We start from the raw sequence: 18,043 nt of genomic DNA on the forward strand, positions 1-18,043 counted from the left end.
TTACCTTCCTCGCAAGAGGATCATACTACTGCAAACACAAGAATAGCACAAGGAGGTTTTAATGATGGGCTTCAATCTTAACGATCTCAAAGGTCTGCTTAACAATAAAGGTGAAGGTGGCAATTCGTCCGGCGGAATCATGGGAATGCTGGGCAAACTGCCGCTCGATCAGATTATCCAAAAGCTGCCGCTCGACAAACTGCTAACCCCGGAATTTATGCAAAAGCATACTCCATTCCAATCGATCGGCGAGCTGCTCCAGAAAACAGGTCTTGGATCGACTACGGACTCTCCGGAAAAGGTCAAAGAGGTGCCAACCGACCAGATGGACAACCAGGTCAGCCAGAATACGCAGTTCGGTTCCCTGCAGCAGATGCTGCAAAAAGCGGCTGAGTTCTATGCTGCACGCAAAGGCGGACAGTAACTCTGTATAAATGGCGACTGCTGCTATTCAGCATATCGTATAGATAGATTGGCTGTGCAGACAATGGCATGATGGCAAACAAGAATATGGGCGAATCACAAAAAAAGCGGCTGTCTCTTATAAAGGACAGCCGCTTTGCTGTATGCACATTATGGATATAAGGGCATAATACAGAGACATTAATCACCATACTGCACACAGCATTTTGTTATCTGCCATTATCAATCCGGGAATTGAGCACGGCCTGGTACAATATACGCACTGGATGTGCCGCTTTCCGGCAGGGCGGGAATGGTATCCGTAACGACTTTGCCGCGAATATCGGTGATCCGAACCTGCAGAGGATTGGCACCGAGCTGCTCACCGACAAAGTGGTTATAATCCATCTTCGGCAGGCTTACCCAGCTGCCGTTCTTTTGTACTTCCAGCTTCATGACCGGATATTTGTGGTTTCTGACCTGAATGGCCGCCCACCAGCGGGAACTGCCTTCCTTGATCCGGTAGCTGAAATTACCGCTGATCGGCGCTTTGACCACTTTCCACTGGATATCAATTTTGCCTTTGGACATGTCACCAATCTTGGCAAATGCATTAGGTGAGAGATCCAGTGCACCGCTGGCACCTTCCGGATACAGATCAGTTACATAGACGACCGTTTTGCCTTTGGGACCCTGTACTTCCAGATAGGCGCCTGCCAGTGCCGCTTTGACGCCGCCATAGTTCATCTGGGTCGGGTTGAGCGCGGTAATCTCCATATTTGCCGGGATTGGATCGAGCAGTACAGCGCCGCCGGAATAACCGGAACCGGTATAGGTGGCATAGCCCTTGTATGTATCATTCCAGGCTGCCGAGGCGGGAAGTGCGAATAGGACCAGACTCAGAGTGACCATCATGCCGAACATACTCCATTTGCGGGGTGCAGACCATTTCATCAATAGAATCCCTCCAGATTTTAGTATACGGAAGACCGCCTGCCGGACAATACTTTTGAATAGCATGGTTAACGATTCACAAAAGTATTGCCAATGCATATAGGTAGACGACTGCCGTTAACAATGTACTACATATTTACCCATAACACAATAAATGAAGATCTAACAAAATAAGGAACTTTTGTATCTGCATATTAAAAAGCAGAGTGGATAGAAGGCCATTCATTATTTTACAAAGGAAAGCTTTTATTTTTACATTCATATGATATGTTAGGAACGATGAGGATTTTGATACAGAAACTGGAGGATTACACGAATGAAGCAATGGAAAAAGAAAGTCAGTCTGAGTGCAGCAGCAGTTATGGTTGCCTCGGCAATCGCTCCCACAGGAGCAGATCTATCCGGGAGTGCCTATGCACAGCAGCTGCAGACAGAAATGTCGGCTGCTCAGGAGGAAACCCGAACATCCACTGTACAGACAGTGCCTTCGGCATCTGTTAGCGCCGATACTTATACGCTATCCGCGGTCAGACAGCAGAGTACTGGCAGCAGGGTAACGGCACGGGGATGGATTACATACAGGGAAGATACAGGGAGCAATTACAGCAATCTGTATATCCAGGATGGAAGCGCTGGCATCGTTATCCGCGGTCAGAACCTGCCGGGTGAACCGGGTCAGGAGATCGAGACGACCGGCAAGCTCAGTGAATACCGCAAGCTGCTGCAGATCGAAGCCGCCGCAGCTGATACATATATTCGGGTGCAGGCCCCTCAGAGCGTATCCGCACATCCGATTACAGCAGCTGATTTGACGGCAGATAACCCTTATGAAGGACAACTCGTCCGGATTCAGCAGGTAACTGTAACCGGGAAAAGCAGCAATAATTATACCCTTCAGGACAGCAGCGGAAGCTTCACCGTCTACAGCAAGAATCCATGGCTGACCGTAGGACAATCCTATGACTCCATTACTGGTGTCGTGTCACAGTATAATGACAGCATTCAGCTGATTCCACGATCTATAGAAGATATCGCCAAAGGTACGCCTCCGGTTGTGGAAGCACCGGTGAAGCTGGCGATTCACGATATTCAGGGCGCCTCCCAGCGTTCTCCTTATGAAGGGCAGGAAGTGCGCGAAGTCGAGGGCATCGTCACCATGGTCAAAGGAAAAACGATCTTCTATATGCAGACCGAAGATGCACTGGCCGATCAGGATGAGCGTACCTCGGAAGCGATCATGGTCTACAAATCCGCTCATGGCATGAAAGTAGGCGACCGGGTCAGTGTGGACGGAACGGTCAAGGAATACAAGGAGACAGGCTACAGCGACGCTAGTGATCTGACCACTACCGAGATTGCCGCCTCTGCGATCACACGTCTGGCCGAGAATCAGTCGCTGCCGCAACCTGTTGTTATTGGCAAGGGGGGCCGGACGATTCCGGGACAGATTGCTTCTCCTCAGGGGCTGGTATCCTTTGACCCGTCATCCTACAGCATTGATCTGTACGAGAGTCTGGAAGGCATGCGTGTTCAGCTCAATAATGCGAGTATTATTGGACCGTATACGTATGAGATTCCGGTGACTGTGGATCGGGAAGAGAGCCGCAGTGTTACACCGGCAGGCGGCCTGGTGATTGCGAATAATCAGTTTAACCCGAATCGTCTGCTGATCGGTGAGAAGCCCAAGCAGCCGGTAAAAACAGGTGACCGGTTCGATGGTCCACTCTACGGGATTATGAGCTACAGCTACAGCAATTTCAAAGTTTTGCCGGAAAACGGCCTGCCACCGATTATCAGCGGTGGATTGAAGCGGGAAGTATCCACGCTGTACAACGGTACCGAACAGCTGACGATCGCTTCCTTTAATGTAGAGAACTTCTGGGATGATCCTGCCAACCAGAAGAAGACGGAGCGGATTGCCCGCAATGTCACCGAGAACCTGCATACCCCGGACATTATCGGACTGATGGAAGTGCAGGATAACAATGGGGAAAAGGATGACGGAACTGCCGATGCCAGCGCAAGCTTTGCCGCGCTGATCCGCGAGATTCAGGAAGCGGGTGGTCCGGAATACCGGTATACCAGCATCGCTCCGCAAAACAATGAAGACGGCGGAGCTCCGGGTGGTAATATCCGGGTCGGATTCCTGTATAATCCTGCGCGTGTCACACTGGCCGATGCTCCGGGCGGAGCGGGAGACTCGGTTACTGCTGTCACTTACGGACCGCAGGGATTGACTCATAACCCGGGACGCATCGAGCCGGGCAATGAAGCATTTGCCCATTCCCGCAAATCGCTGGCTGCCCAGTTCGTGTTCAACGGTCAGCAGGTGATTGTAGTAGCGAATCATTTCAATTCCAAAGGCGGAGACCAGGCGCTGTATGGCGCTGCCCAGCCGCCCCAGCGGATCAGCGAAGTGCAGCGTGCCAAGCAGGCAACCTTGCTGAACTCGTTTGTCAAAAATACGCTGGCCCAGAACAGCAATGCCAATATCGTACTGGTCGGTGACTTTAACGATTATCAATTCTCCAATACGCTGCAGATTCTCAAAGGCAGTGAATTGACGAATATGGTGGATACCCTGCCTGAGAATGAGCGCTATTCCTATGTGTATGAAGGCAATTCACAGACACTGGATCATATTCTGATGACTACCGGGCTGGCATCTCGTGCCCAGCTGGATATTGTCCATCTCAATGCCGACTTTATGGAAGCGGATGGACGGGTCAGCGACCATGACCCGCTGCTGACACGGATTGATTTCTCCCGCCACTCCGATAAGAAAGACGATAAAAACCATTCGGGCCGTATTCCGGGTAATGGCTCAGGCAGTAACGGCAGCTCAGGAACAGGGGGCGGCAGTACCGCACCAGCTGCTCCGATCTCGCCAGCTCCAGTTTCGATGAATACTCTGCCGACAGCAGAAGCATCATCCACTGATGGCACGGTATCCAGCTGGTCGATGACACCTGCGATGAGTCAGGAGACCGGCAGCGGAACGGTTGCAGGATCAGTGCTGAATGCTTCATCAACAGCAGCGATGCTCGCGCAGGCAGGTGAGGCAAGTACGCTTCGTATCCGTATCCAGCCAGCACAGACTGCTGATCGGTATCGCCTGGAATGGCAGCCGGAAGCAAGGCAGGCACTAACCGCTCAGAATAATATTAAGCAAATTGCCATCGCTACTCCGGTCGGCACCTATGAAATACCGGTATCCTGGCTGCAATCGTCCGGTACCGGTCAAGAACGGCTCGTATTGGAAATATCAGCAGCGAGTGCAGCCATGCAGCAGGCACGGAATAACGGATATTCGGCACGCGCTGCCGTCGAGTACAGCCTGTATACGCTGGACGGCAATAATGCCAAACAACCGGTACAGCAGATGGACCGTTATATTCAGCGTTCCATGCAGGTGGATGGACTTGTCTCCACAGACCGAATCGCAGTCGTACGGATCGAAACGGGATCAGACGGTGCTGTGACGTACATTCCTGTTCCTTTCACCGTACAGAATGGAGCGGTAACGCTATTCAGTCGAAGCAACAGCACATATGCAGTCATTGATTCGGCTATTCAGTTGAAAGATCTCGCTGGCCACTGGGCGCAGACAGATATTCAGCAGCTGGCCGATCAGCGTATAGTCACCGGTACAGCGCAGGGCGCTTTCCGTCCGAATGCCTCTATTACCCGCGCCGAGATGTCGGCTCTACTGGTAAGGACGCTCGGATTAACGCCTATTGATAACAGCAGCACTACCTTTAACGATGTGAATAGCTCGGCCTGGTATGCGGATAGCGTAGGTACCGCTGCAGCAGCAGGACTGATCCAGGGAGATGCCAAGGGACAATTTCGCCCGAACGCCACAATAACCCGTGAAGAGATGGCTGTCCTGCTGGAGAGAGCATTATCCTACTCCGGTATGACAGTCGCCGAGAACATCAACAACCGTCCAACCGACCGTAATCAGGCAGCACAATGGGCAAGACCGGCGATCGACCGTCTGAGCGCTTCGGGACTGATTAGCGGCAATGCTGCCGGACAGTTCCAGCCGAAAAAGAAACTGACTCGCGCAGAGAGTGCAGCCATTCTCAGCCGATTGCTGGATCAGTTGACCGGTTCTGCCAACTGATCCAACACATCATCATAAATATCCTAAGCGGACATGCCATCTAACTATCCGCATCGTTATGGAAAAGCTGGATAAGAACATGTCGGCAAGAGTAACAGCCGCCTGTCTGATCCGAGACTTTGCACAAGTAGAGGCAGCATCCAAACCAAACCAACCTCATCCAAAAGCGCACCTCCCGACCTTGCCAAGGCCTCGGGAAGTGCGCTTTTTCTATGGCCACCAAAACGGCTGTATGACGTTATATCACGCATAAATGATGACAGGTATCATCTTAACCCTTTGCTATATGGCATAATTTGTACATTTCAGCTCTAAAAGTCCACCTCTAGGCGGAGGAAATGCCGAAAACAATTCATCCTGCAAGCCGATTTGTAGAGCTGGGAATTGTAATAACATGATAGCAGACAGACAATCCTGAATCACGAGGAGAGGATCAGGTTGAAATGTATGGATGATACCGATTACGCAAGTGATAACGACCAACTCAGGCCCACCGCCCAGTGCTGCTTTTATATCGAATCATTGTCTCTCGTATGGGCTACCGAGATTGACCCAGGGGTAGATCCGATAGAACCGTTCACTACCACTGCCGAATCCGCAGAGGAACAGCAGCAGGTGGAAGAGGAACTCGAATATCTGAATTCATGGGAGCGTATGCTGGAATTCATATAAACGACGTTTTCCTGAAGATTAACATGCTTGAAAGGCTTCAATACAAAGGAGCCGCTATGATTCCGGAAAAATGACCATAATTGGCAAAAACAGTGAAGGCAGGCTGGAAGGGTTGTAAACATGACACTCCAACGATACTGCTCAATGACTCTATGTCATGTTTACATAATTTTAGTTACGTATACAGATGCGAATTACTCATTACCCTATTCTATTTATTTATAAAATACAAAACCAATTCAGAGGAGGAATTATAATGGGATTCAATCTGCATAATCTAAAAGGTCTGTTTGATACGAAGGGTAAAAGTACAATGACTACAGGCGGAAATGGAATTATGGACATGCTGAACAAGTTGCCGCTGGATAAGATCATCCAGAAACTGCCACTGGAAAAGCTGCTGACTCCGGAATTTATGCAAAAATATACATCGTTTAAATCCGTGGGCGAAATGCTGCAAAAAATGGGGCTTGGCTCCAATAACGATTCCGCCAATCAGGTGATGCTCGTACCAAAGGATAAAATGGACAATCAGCTGAGCCAGAACACCCAGTTCAGTTCGCTCCAGCAGATGCTGCAAAAAGCCGCAGAATTCTACGCTTCCCGCAAAGCCGGCAGCAAATAAATGTCTGTGGATGGTTGCAAAGCGAACTTTTCAACTTGAAAAGGGAGTAAAGCAATTAAAGGAAATCATATATATTCTGTCCATTAGTTAACATATATTTAATTATGTAAACTAAAGTAAGAGAATATAATTTATTGTTCACAACTAGCCTCCAAATATTGGCATCATTTCTCCAGCTATTCTTATAAAGCAGGTTAATTAAAAGAACCAAAAAGCTTTACACTATTTCACCAGTAACTGGCGAAAAGTGTGAAGCTTTTTTTATGTATAATTTGGCGGAAATTCTTTTAACAGCATGATTGAAAAGCATTCCTGACTGTCTGGGTACTGCTAAATAGCTTTGGTCTCCTTTTGCACAAAACAACTGTAATTATATGGTTATAAGAGCGTTTTCATGGGTAATAATCGGAGCGTAACCGTACAAAGCATGTCACATACCAACTTGTAAAGGCAGGGTTCCCAGTGAAAGGTGATTTGTTGATTGTAGGCGGTAAAGAGGATAAGACAGGTGCCAAGGAAATTCTTCAACGGTTTGTGGAAATGGCCGGCGGTCAGCAGGCAGTGATCGGTATTCTGACAACGGCGACTCAATATCCCCAAGAGCTTGGCGAGGAATATAGCGAGCTGTTCCAGTCGCTGGGCTGTGATAAAACGATAGTATTTCATCTGAATAGCCGCGAAAGTGCGGAGCGTGATAGTCTGACCGGGCAGCTCCAGAAGTGTACCGGCTTGTTCATCACAGGCGGCGACCAGGTGCGGCTCACCAGTATTCTCGGAGGGACGCTTTTCTATGAGCAGCTGCGTCATCGTTGGGGTCATGAAGGAATGCCGATTGGAGGTACCAGTGCAGGCGCTGCAGTCATGAGCTGTCATATGATTATGGCGGCTACCGAGACGGATGATGAGTATATCGTGGAGATGGGGGCAGGCTTCTGCTTTGTGGAAGATGTGATCATCGATCAGCACTTTTCCCAGCGTGCGAGGTTTGGACGCCTGATGACAGCGATTGCCCATAACCCGCAGGTCATGGGGATTGGTATTGATGAGAATACCGCTATTGAAGTTACAGATGATGGTGGATGTTTTACCGTACTCGGAGAGCACTCCGTCACGGTATTCGACGGCAGAAAGCTGGATTTCGTAGATACGACGAATCATGGAGACAACCAGAATATCACGCTCTCCGGGGTTCGTCTGCACTCGCTGGCAGCCGGCTATACCTTTGATCTCAAAAACCGCAAATTGATTACTACCTTCCTGGAGGAGGAATAGCATCATGAGTAACTTCATTGAGATTAACAAAATCCGCTATTGGTCGGGTCCCAACCAGTACAACCTCAAACCGACGATGTGGGTGGAACTGAATATTGGAGATCTGGAGCATCAGCCATCTCATCAGCTGCCCGGCTTCAATGAAGCGTTGCTCTCCGTCTTGCCATCCCTGCATACTCATACCTGCTCACGAGGGTATGAAGGCGGCTTTGTGGAGCGGCTGTATGAAGGCACCTGGATGGGACATATTATTGAACATATCACTTTGGAGATTCAGCATCTGGCCGGAATCCCGGTTCGGCGTGGCAAGACCATCACCGGCTCCACTCCCGGCATCTACTATGTCACCTTTGATTACCGGGAAAAGGAATCGGGTCGGACGGCATTCGAGGCAGCCGTTGAGATTGTGGAAGCAATTCTGGCAGGGAAGACAGACATTCATGCCGAGCCGCACATCAGCCGGGTATCCGAGCTGTATTTTAACAACAAGCTGGGCCCAAGTACGGAAGCGATCTATAATGCGGCTGTAGCGCGCCGTATTCCTGTTGAACGGATCGGGACAGACAGTACTCTTCGTCTCGGGACAGGAATCCGCCAGAAAAGCGTACAGGCTACCGTAACCAGCCAGACCTCCTATCTGGCTGTAGAGAACAGCTGTGATAAGGAAATGACCAAGCATCTGCTGGAAGCTGCCGGTCTGCCGGTTCCACAGGGAACAGTGATCAGTACCCGCTCGGAACTGGTCAAAGCTGTTATGAATCTGGGATTCCCGCTGGTACTGAAGCCCGCAAACGGGCGTCAGGGACAAGGCGTGATGACCAATTTGCACTCCATACTTCAGCTGGAGCAGGCGTACAACTTCGTGTCCCGGGAATTTCCGGAATATACGGAGTATATTGTGGAGCGCTATTTTACCGGCAATGACTACCGATTTACCGTAGTTGGCGGCAAGCTGGTCGCTGCCAGTCTGCGTCAGCCGCCTGCGGTAACCGGTGATGGAGTATCCACTATTCGTCAGCTGATTGCGATCGAGAATACCAATCCGCTGCGCGGTTCAGGACATGAGAAGCCGATGAGCGAGATACCGATCGAACAGGCGGAGTGCTTCCTGAGCCAGGCTTCCATTTCGCTGGATGATGTACTCCCCGCTGGTGAGACACTCTGCGTGATGAGCAGTGCCAATCTGTCTACAGGCGGCTCGGCAGAAGACATAACCGATCAGGTACATCCTTCGTATGAACGTCTGGCTGTAGAAGCTGCCGACGCGATCGGATTGGATGTAGCAGGAGTGGATATTATCACTCCGGATGTCAGTGTGCCTCTGGATAACAATGAAGCCTGTATTCTGGAAGTCAATGCAGCTCCCGGCATACGCATGCATCATTATCCTGCCAAAGGCACACCGCGGGATGTAGGTGCTGCCATCGTCGATTATCTGTTCCAGTCCAGAGAGGAGGCGGCTATTCCTCTAATAGCGGTAACCGGCACAAATGGTAAAACAACCACCGTCCGCATGGTCGCCCATCTGCTCAAGACAACCGGCCAAAAAGTAGGCATGACCTGCTCGGACGGCGTATGGGCCGGAGACGAATGCATCGATGAGGGTGATTGCAGCGGTCCGGGAAGCGCCCGCAAAATTCTCACCCGCAAGGACATCGAAGCAGCAGTACTGGAGACCGCCCGCGGCGGCATGATGCGTGAAGGGCTGGCGTTCCGGTGGTGCGATATAGGCGTTGTGACGAATGTATCGGAGGATCATCTCGGTCAGGACGGGCTGGATACAATTGAGGACCTGCGCAAGCTCAAGCGGCTCATTCCCGAAGTGGTACTGCCGGGCGGTGCCTGCATCCTCAATGCGGATGATGAAGGCTGTCTCGCCATGGGTGATCATACGGATGGACGGGTCGTCTATTTCTCCCTCAATGAACATAATCCTGTCGTACAGGGAACAATCTATGCAGGCGGTGAAGTCTGGTATCTGGCCGAAGACGGCAGCATGATGCATGCGGTCGACGGACAGGTGGAACGTTTTGCCGATGCCAGAGAAATACCCGTCACTGTAGGTGGACTGGCCAAGCATAATATTGCGAACAGTCTGGCTGCACTCGCCGCAGCCCATGCTGCAGGGCTGACGCTGGATCAGTTGCGTGAAGGCATTATGACCTTTTACCCTTCGCCGGAGCAGAGCCGCGGCCGTTTCAATATTAGCCGTATAGAGGATCGGACACTGATCGCGGATTACGGTCATAATCCGGCCGGTATGACAGCCATCTATGACGCAATTGCCGCGATGCCCAAGCATCGTCTGATTACTGTGGTTTCCGCACCCGGGGATCGAACCGATCATTCTATCGTGGAAATGGGGAAAATCATCGGACAGCACTCCGATCTGGTCCTTCTGAAGGAAGATCAGGATCTTCGTGAGCGCGCCCCTCTGGAAGCAGCGCATTTGCTGGAAAGGGGCTGCCGTTTATCGGGAATGCTGCAGGATCGCATGATCATTATTCCAGATGAACGTACAGCCTATCTCCAAGCATGGGAGATCTCGAAGCCGAGGGACCTGATTCTGATGTTCTACGACAAGTATGAGAATGTGGAGCAGCTGATCAACAACCTGGAATCATCCGTTTCATCCGCAGCTATCGTGAATATTGTTGCGGAGAATACGGAATCCACTCCAGCCGCTGCCCAACTGCAGGAGGAAATCGAGACGATCAAGATGACACCAGCTTCCCTGCAGGCATTAACACAATCGGTCCAACCGATAAGAGGACACAAGCATGGGTGAAGTACTGGTACATGTCATACGCGGTGATGCCATGGAGTCCTCGCATTCCGGTTCAGCGGTTGTCGTTGATGCCGGAGGCAGGGTGCTGTATGAAATTGGTGAACCGCATCAACCGGTCTACTCCCGCTCCTGCATGAAGCCGGTCCAGGCCATCCCGATGATCCTCACAGGGACGGCAGACCGTTATGAGCTTACAGACCGCGAGATCGCTGTCTGCTGTGCTTCCCATAATGGAGAACCGATGCATATCGAGACAGTCACGGGTATGATGACCAAAGCCGGACTGGATCTTGATAGGCTGCACTGCGGCGTGCATGCTCCCTATAGTGTGGAAGCCTATGAGCAGCTGCTGCTCAGCGGTCATACCCCGGAGCCGGTGCATAATAACTGCTCCGGCAAGCATGCCGGTATGCTGCTGACAGCCCGGAATACCGACGCAGATCTCAGCAGTTATACCCACCCGGATCATGAGGTACAACAGAGCATCATGAAGCAGCTCTCCATGCTGTCAGGACTGCAGGAGAGCGAGATTCCGACCGGGCTGGACGGCTGTGGATTGCCTACTCATCTGCTGCCGCTTGAGCATCTGGCACTGGTCTTTGCGAGACTGGCTGCGCCCGACTCGATGCCTGCGGATACCGCCCAAGCGATTAAGCGTATCGTTCATGCGATGTTCGAACATCCGGAGATGATAGGAGGCACCGACGAGTTTGATACGGTGCTGATGCAGCAAATGAAAGGACGGGTGATCGGCAAAGTAGGGGCAGAAGGCGTATTCTGCATGGCTTTACCCGAGCGAGGTCTTGGCATTGCCATTAAAATCGATGACGGTAACCGCCGTGGTGCCTATCCCGCCGCAGTGGAAATTCTGGAACAGCTGGGCATTTTGGAAGCAGAAGACCGTGCCGTACTCCACGAATTTCACAAGCCGGTACAGAAAAATCACCGGGAAGAAGAAGCAGGCAGACTGGTGCCGGTTTTCCAATTAAAGCCATCCAATCGTATGCTGCAGGATGGCTAGCCTGTTCCTATTCAGACCTCCAAAGTAGCGTATAATCGTTTCACCATCGGTAAAGTTGGGGAAGCAAAGAAAGAGTGAACTCACATTACCGCATGTCAGGAGGCTACCATTATGGCTAAGATTGCAGTCGAAAAACCGTTTGATGATGTAAAGGAAGCAATGGAAGAGAAAGGTCACCAGGTCGATCTGGTGGAGAGTGATCAGGAGCTGACAGGCTATGATCTCGGTGTAATCCGTGTACAGAACGACGGAGATAACGACCTTTATGATTTTCCGGTGGTCAGTATCGAAGGAATGTCGATTGATGAGGTTGTCGAGCGTGTCAGTGATTACGTCGAGAAAATGAAGTAATCGCGTATGTGGGTACCGATGGAGGATAAAAGGCAGGCATAACTCTATGGAAAGTAGAGAATGTCTGCTTTTTTTATAAGAAGGTCATTTTATTCCAGGGAGAGATGTGTTATGGAAATTGGCCAGCGTTATCAGCAGCTGTTAGCAACACTACGTATGAGCCAGCAAGTAGAGCATGAAGGCAACCTGACCAAAATAATCAAATCTGTTCCGGACGCGGATACCCCCGGAGCATTGGATCCACGAGTGCGGTCTACCGTCGAGCGTCATGCCCAGGATCTCACTGTACTGCTGCCTGCCGAAGCTTCCAAAGAAGCCAAAGAATCCGGCGAATTTGGCGAACCACAGATGTCGCCGGAAGAAATGTCTGCTTTTCCTATCGAAGAAGTACGCATGGCCATGGCCCGGTCCAGTCTGGACATTAGCCGCGAAGAGATTCGCATCAGTGAGGAGAACATCGAGGGACGCAACGGAACAATTACGCTGCGAATATACAGACCCGGTTTGGAGCAGTCGCTTCCGGCTGTACTGTATCTGCACAGTGGTGCCTTTATCGCCGGCAGTCTGGATGAATCCCAGCATATCTGCAAAGCCCTGGCAGAGCGGGCGCAAGCAGTCGTTATTGCAGTCGATTACCGATTGGCACCCGAACATCCTTTTCCTGCAGGACTAATGGACAGTCTGGACGCGGTACAGTGGACGTACAGCCAGGCTGATATCATCGGCATTGATCCGGATCAGATTGCTATCGTCGGCTGCAGTGCCGGGGGAAACCTGGCGATTGGATGCTCGGTGCTGGACCGACAGCAGGGAACGGCATTTATCGGATTTCAGGCGCTCCTCTATCCACCGCTCAATCCGGCAGGTGTGACTGCAGAGGATTTCCAGTGGAAATTGGACGATCATGGTACTGAAGATAAGAGGCAGCATGATCATCGGGAGCTGACCGTCGGCACGATTCAGAGCTATGCCTTTTTGGGTGGAAAAATATATGACCTCTATCTCCAGCAGGGAGCCAAAAAGACTGATCCGCTGGTATCTCCGCTGCTGCTGGAAGATGTAAGCCAGCTGCCGGAGACGCTGGTCGTTACGGCTGAATTTGATTATCTGAATCATGAAGCCGAAGCAATGGCGACCAAATTGGCTCGCGCCGGGGTCAAGACGACTTCGATTCGCTATCTGGGAGTGGATCACTCCTTTGTCGAGAAAATAGGGTACTACCCGCAGGCGGAAGACTGCCTTGTCGAGATTGCCCAGGCGATCCGGCAAAAATGGGGAAGAGACGGTACTGAACCCGTCTAAATGATCATCTAACAGAATGGAGAGAACCGTATGCCACTTGATCCACAGGTACAGGATTTCCTGAATATGTATAATCAATATCAGATGCCCGTTATGGATTCGATTGACCCTAAAATGATTCGCAGCATGGAACGCAGTTCAGCTCTACAACAAAGCAACCCCCAAACCGATATATACCGGGTAGAGGATCGGAATATTCCTCTAGCGGACCGGCAGATTACGGTTCGCCTGTATACACCGACAGATGCCGAAGTTCATCCTGCACTTATTTTTTATCATGGGGGAGGCTGGGTGCTGGGAAGTCTGGATTCCCATGATGAATTATGCAGAAAGCTCGCTCGTGCAGCAGAATGTGTCGTTATCTCTGTCGATTATCGGCTGGCGCCGGAACATCCTTTCCCGGCAGCCGTGTGGGACGCGTACGATTCCCTACACTATATTGCAGAACATGCCGAAGAATATGGTATTGATGCCAAGCGGATTGCCGTATCCGGTGACAGTGCCGGAGGCAACCTTGCGGCCGTCGCCTGCATCATTGCCCGCGATAAAAGCGGGCCGGAGATCTGTTATCAGCTGCTGTTTTATCCTTCTATGGGAAATGCGACAGATACGCCTTCCTACCGGGAGAACAGTCAGGGCTATCTTTTGACGGCTGATATGATGAACTGGTTCCGCAAATGTTATTTTAAGCAGCCTGAGGATGAGAATCATCCCTATGCTTCACCTGTGTTGAGCGGTGATCTCAGCGGTCTGCCGCCAGCATTGATTATGACTGCAGAATATGATCCACTGCGGGATAGCGGTGCCGAATATGCCCGCAGGCTCACAGAAGAAGGCGTAGAAGCCGAATACATCTGTTATGATGGTATGATTCATGGCTTTGTCACGATGGGTCAGCTCGATCGGGCGCAGGAAGCAATTACCCTGTCCGCCGAGCGTCTCAAGCATGTATATCTAAACGAATGATAACTATTGGAGGAATAAACGAATGGCTAAAATTATGGTAGTGGACGACGCTGCATTTATGAGAATGATGCTGAAGGATATGCTGGCTACACTGGGGCATGATATTGTTGCAGAAGCAGGGAATGGACTGGAAGCGATCAAGGCTTATGAAGCTAACAAGCCTGATCTGGTAACAATGGATATCACCATGCCGGAGATGGATGGAATCGAAGCGGTACGTTCTATCCGCAGTACAGACCCGAGTGCCAAAATTATCATGTGTTCCGCAATGGGTCAGCAGGCCATGATCGTAGATGCGATTCAAGCCGGTGCCAAGGACTTTATCGTCAAGCCATTTCAAAAAGATCGGGTAGAGCTCGCTATCAACAAAGTACTGGGCGTCTAAAATTTATATGATAGAAATGGTCTCTACAGGTTTAAATAAAGAATATAGTTAATTATTGTATTTATAGAAAAATATAACATCAAAAACGTATGCGCCGATATAAATAAATATCGGCGTATCCTTTATTTTGACGATCTGTTCAGTAAGTAGGGAGAAAAGAAAATGATCATTCAGGAAATTGTACAAAATCAGCCATTTATGACAACTTCACAGTATGTTGTTGATGTTCTGCGCCAGTCAATTGACGCTCTGGCATTGTTTGTAGCTGTTAATGATCGTATAAACAACGTAGTCCTCAAAGCTTTTTGCAAAGATAGCTCCCTGGCAGATCAGTTTGCTGTGCTGCCTTTTGATGAGAGCTATTGTCAGCTGGTCTGTGCGAATGGACGAATGGCTACCGTAATCAGGGATACGGAAAGAGACCCGCTTACGGCTTCGCTTCAGCTCACACAGAGGGTGGGACGTGGTTCCTTTATGGGAGCTCCGCTCACTCTGGGAGACGGCACTGTGTTTGGTACCATTTGTGCCATTGACGATAAGCCCGGGACGTTTTCCGAGAAAGATCTTGAACTTTTACAATCGATGGCCCGGCTTCTTTCTAATGTAGTCATGCTGGAATACGAGAAATACAAGGATGCACTAACAGGCGCCTTTAACCGTGGGCTGCTGGATACCTTTTACGGCTCCCATAATTTCAAGACCAGTCCTCTGGGTGTTATTTACATGGATCTTGATAATTTCAAATCCATCAACCGGGACTATGGTGATAGTTATGGTGATCGTCTACTGATCTATTGTGCTAATGTGATTACACGTATCTATGGGGAAGAAAGTGTAAATGTGCGGATGCAGGGAGACCATTTCGTTGTCATTTTACAGCATCCGGTACTAAACCAGCTCATCAAAAAAACCCAGGAGTTCCAGTTGAACATTTCCAAAGTTGTACTGCCTGGAGAAAGCAATCTGTCCGCCAGTATCGGGATAGCAGTGTCGGAAGAATGGACAACCGATATTCATGAACTTATTCACCGCGCGAATACCCGCATGCTGTCTGTTAAAAATGGTTCCAAAAATGGATATGCTTACTAAAGCGGATTTGAACATTAATTCAACTTCGACTTCGAGGAGAATCCGAAATTGCATACAAATTTATTATTAGAAGCTATTAACATTACAGGATTTATTATTCTTGTGATAGCTTTTATCGTGTTGTATAAAAGCTACAGAAACCTGTCTCTGCAACCTCAGAATTCGCTGTCATCCTCACAAGACAATTACTATACATCACTCTTCCAATATCATGATGATCCCATTATCCAGCTGGATCGGTCAGGTTATGTGGTTAATGTAAATCCCGCAGCAGACCGGCTCGGCCTGCCAGCGGGATTTCGTTATGTTGCGTGCAAGTTTACCGATATTATGTTTCATAATCGGGAGCAAGAGGCCTGGGACGCCCTGCATCAGGTATTGCAGGGTAAGACCTCAGTCTTGCAGTTATCTACCGAACAGGACAATGGTGAGCTTTTGCATTGGAAAGTGACCTTTTTACCTCTGTACGAACATGAGGAAGTAAGAGGTGCACTTCTAATGGCTGCAGACCATACGGATAATTATCGGCTGACCCAGGAGCTTACCAGCCGGGATTCCATCTTTTCCCTGATCGAAAAGACGGTGATCGATACGGTATTTGTGGTGGATTGGGAGGGAATTCCTAGTTACGTATCTCCTTCCTTTGAGAAAATACTCGGATATCCTATGGGTTCCTATCTCTATAATCACTCCGTTTTCCTATATTTTACTGAAGAAGAAAAAGTTAAAATGAATATAGAGTTCGAGAAGCTGCAGCGCGGACAATCCATATCCGGATATCAGTTTACCTTCCCTCATGCCGATGGGAGTACCATATATCTGGAATCCAATGCAACACCTGTGCTGGAAAACGATGGTACTGTGCAAAAAATCATTTTTGTTATGCGCAATATCACGGCACGCAAAAAGGCAGAAGAGGCAGTCCGGCAAAACAAGGAAGTATATATACAGCTGCAGTCCAGTCTGGATCGCTTCTCTGAACGTGCTGCAGGCTTGATGAAGACGAGTGAACTGGAGCACTGCCTTCTGCAGGAGATCAGGCTTATTCTCGGTGTAGAGCAGGTTGCTCTGCTTGAGACAGGAAATTTTATGTACTTCTCCTGCAAATCAGGCCAGTGTCCCAAAGACGATATTTTGTCGGCACTACGGGAATATCAGGGCATCCGCCTGCCGGAAGGCTATCCTTTTTACAGGGCAGATGGTATTTTCTTCTCTATCGGAGAGCGGCGCGGGTTGACCAATCTTGTATGGATTGGCGAAGTTACGGACCGTCTGAATCAGGAACCGGTACGTATCTGGCTAAAGACCATGGTAAGATACATGAGTGTTTTTTATGAAAGCTTGCTCAAAATCAAAGATCTTACCTCAGAGCTTGCCCGTCTGACCGAAGAGCAAAACACACCAGCCTGGCTGCTGCGCCTGTTGTATTCGGTCTCCGAAAACGAACGCAAAAATCTCGCCCAGGATCTGCATGATGCAGCTCTTCAGGAGCAGATCATCTGGTACCGACGATTGGAAAACTTGCAGTACTCTTCGGAGATACCGGAGAACATAAAAGAAGGATTGCGGCAAATCTCCGATGGTTTGCTGGATGTTATTCATCAGATTCGCATGACCTGTAATGAACTAAGACCTCCTTTTCTCAAAGAATGGGGAATTAATCAGGCTTTGGAATCCTTGTACGAACAAGTACAACTGCGGTCGGATTACCGGATTATATTCGATCACAGCCGGTTTCAAAATCCGCTCGTTGATGATCAGCTGATTGCTATTTACCGCATCAACCAGGAACTCCTCAACAATGCCTGCAAGCATTCACAGGCCAGCGAAGTTCACATTACGATAGCTGATCATGATGATGGCATATTGATGACCTATGAAGACAATGGCATCGGGTTATCATGGGAAGAGCTTCAGCACTCGTACAAGTCCATGGGATTATACGGAATTAAAGAACGGGTTCGCAGCCTGGAAGGCGATATTGAAGTATTTTCAGACTGCGGACAGGGACTGACCATCCATATACACTTGCCGTATATACAGTCAACTGCATCTGGAACGTTCAAGCATTTATACGGATAGGGGGA

The 18,043-nt window shown here is 49.7% G+C and carries 14 protein-coding genes; 13 read left to right on the forward strand and 1 reads right to left on the reverse strand.

Going from position 1 to position 18,043, the window contains the following annotated elements; translation table 11 throughout:
* Positions 1–61 precede the first annotated feature (61 nt).
* Complete coding sequence (locus WH45_RS09505; RefSeq protein WP_235338328.1) at positions 62–424, forward strand: hypothetical protein; 363 nt, start codon at positions 62–64, stop codon at positions 422–424.
* A 221-nt stretch (positions 425–645) separates the two neighbouring features.
* Here the strand turns inward: WH45_RS09505 and WH45_RS09510 are convergent, their stop codons facing one another.
* Entirely contained in the window at positions 646–1,326 is a 681-nt protein-coding gene (locus tag WH45_RS09510; RefSeq protein WP_152663547.1) for an expansin ExlX, read from the reverse strand.
* 346 nt (positions 1,327–1,672) lie between these two features.
* On the opposite strand from WH45_RS09510, the gene WH45_RS22795 reads away from it, so the two are divergent.
* The 12 genes from WH45_RS22795 to WH45_RS22800 all read left to right on the forward strand — a co-directional run bounded on the left by WH45_RS22795 (position 1,673) and on the right by WH45_RS22800 (position 18,038).
* Positions 1,673–5,485, forward strand: coding sequence for an S-layer homology domain-containing protein (locus WH45_RS22795; RefSeq protein ID WP_052723698.1), 3,813 nt, complete (start codon positions 1,673–1,675; stop codon positions 5,483–5,485).
* A gap of 438 nt (positions 5,486–5,923) precedes the next feature.
* Positions 5,924–6,157 (forward strand): hypothetical protein, encoded by a 234-nt coding sequence (locus WH45_RS09520; protein ID WP_046214137.1) that lies wholly within the window; start codon positions 5,924–5,926, stop codon positions 6,155–6,157.
* Between the two features lie 256 nt (positions 6,158–6,413).
* Positions 6,414–6,782, forward strand: a complete 369-nt coding sequence (locus tag WH45_RS09525) for a hypothetical protein (RefSeq protein ID WP_046214138.1) — start codon at positions 6,414–6,416, stop codon at positions 6,780–6,782.
* 462 nt (positions 6,783–7,244) lie between these two features.
* A complete protein-coding gene (locus tag WH45_RS09530; protein WP_046214139.1) occupies positions 7,245–8,054 on the forward strand; it encodes a cyanophycinase in 810 nt (269 codons plus the stop codon).
* A 4-nt stretch (positions 8,055–8,058) separates the two neighbouring features.
* Positions 8,059–10,842: a cyanophycin synthetase gene (gene cphA / locus WH45_RS09535; RefSeq protein WP_152663528.1), complete on the forward strand. Its 2,784-nt coding sequence runs from the start codon at positions 8,059–8,061 to the stop codon at positions 10,840–10,842.
* Positions 10,835–11,863, forward strand: a complete 1,029-nt coding sequence (locus WH45_RS09540) for an asparaginase (protein WP_046214140.1) — start codon at positions 10,835–10,837, stop codon at positions 11,861–11,863. The genes cphA and WH45_RS09540 overlap by 8 nt, the downstream gene beginning before the upstream one ends.
* Positions 11,864–11,974: 111 nt before the next feature.
* On the forward strand, positions 11,975–12,214 hold the full coding sequence (locus WH45_RS09545; RefSeq protein ID WP_046214141.1) for a YkuS family protein: 240 nt from the start codon (positions 11,975–11,977) through the stop codon (positions 12,212–12,214).
* Between the two features lie 111 nt (positions 12,215–12,325).
* Positions 12,326–13,516, forward strand: a complete 1,191-nt coding sequence (locus WH45_RS09550; RefSeq protein WP_052723699.1) for an alpha/beta hydrolase — start codon at positions 12,326–12,328, stop codon at positions 13,514–13,516.
* 30 nt (positions 13,517–13,546) lie between these two features.
* The gene (locus tag WH45_RS09555) at positions 13,547–14,482 is read left to right on the forward strand and encodes an alpha/beta hydrolase (RefSeq protein WP_046214142.1); all 936 of its coding nucleotides are present in this window, start codon (positions 13,547–13,549) and stop codon (positions 14,480–14,482) included.
* Positions 14,483–14,504: 22 nt separating this feature from the next.
* Positions 14,505–14,867, forward strand: a complete 363-nt coding sequence (locus WH45_RS09560; protein WP_046214143.1) for a response regulator — start codon at positions 14,505–14,507, stop codon at positions 14,865–14,867.
* Between the two features lie 162 nt (positions 14,868–15,029).
* Positions 15,030–15,956, forward strand: a complete 927-nt coding sequence (locus tag WH45_RS09565; protein WP_046214144.1) for a sensor domain-containing diguanylate cyclase — start codon at positions 15,030–15,032, stop codon at positions 15,954–15,956.
* A gap of 117 nt (positions 15,957–16,073) precedes the next feature.
* Entirely contained in the window at positions 16,074–18,038 is a 1,965-nt protein-coding gene (locus WH45_RS22800; RefSeq protein ID WP_268748569.1) for a sensor histidine kinase, read from the forward strand.
* Positions 18,039–18,043: the final 5 nt, after the last annotated feature.

The organism is Paenibacillus wulumuqiensis (genome assembly GCF_000971965.1).
Lineage (GTDB): Bacteria > Bacillota > Bacilli > Paenibacillales > Paenibacillaceae > Saccharibacillus > Saccharibacillus wulumuqiensis.

Bases quoted from the DNA above. Each gene is read 5' to 3' on its own strand.
- cphA (WP_152663528.1), top strand. From the start codon at position 8,059: ATGAGTAACTTCATTGAGATTAACAAAATCCGCTATTGGTCGGGTCCC.
- WH45_RS09565 (WP_046214144.1), top strand. From the start codon at position 15,030: ATGATCATTCAGGAAATTGTACAAAATCAGCCATTTATGACAACTTCA.
- WH45_RS09550 (WP_052723699.1), top strand. From the start codon at position 12,326: ATGGAAATTGGCCAGCGTTATCAGCAGCTGTTAGCAACACTACGTATG.
- WH45_RS09505 (WP_235338328.1), top strand. From the start codon at position 62: ATGATGGGCTTCAATCTTAACGATCTCAAAGGTCTGCTTAACAATAAA.
- WH45_RS09560 (WP_046214143.1), top strand. From the start codon at position 14,505: ATGGCTAAAATTATGGTAGTGGACGACGCTGCATTTATGAGAATGATG.
- WH45_RS09555 (WP_046214142.1), top strand. From the start codon at position 13,547: ATGCCACTTGATCCACAGGTACAGGATTTCCTGAATATGTATAATCAA.
- WH45_RS09545 (WP_046214141.1), top strand. From the start codon at position 11,975: ATGGCTAAGATTGCAGTCGAAAAACCGTTTGATGATGTAAAGGAAGCA.
- WH45_RS09540 (WP_046214140.1), top strand. From the start codon at position 10,835: ATGGGTGAAGTACTGGTACATGTCATACGCGGTGATGCCATGGAGTCC.
- WH45_RS09510 (WP_152663547.1), bottom strand. From the start codon at position 1,326: ATGTTCGGCATGATGGTCACTCTGAGTCTGGTCCTATTCGCACTTCCC.
- WH45_RS09525 (WP_046214138.1), top strand. From the start codon at position 6,414: ATGGGATTCAATCTGCATAATCTAAAAGGTCTGTTTGATACGAAGGGT.
- WH45_RS22795 (WP_052723698.1), top strand. From the start codon at position 1,673: ATGAAGCAATGGAAAAAGAAAGTCAGTCTGAGTGCAGCAGCAGTTATG.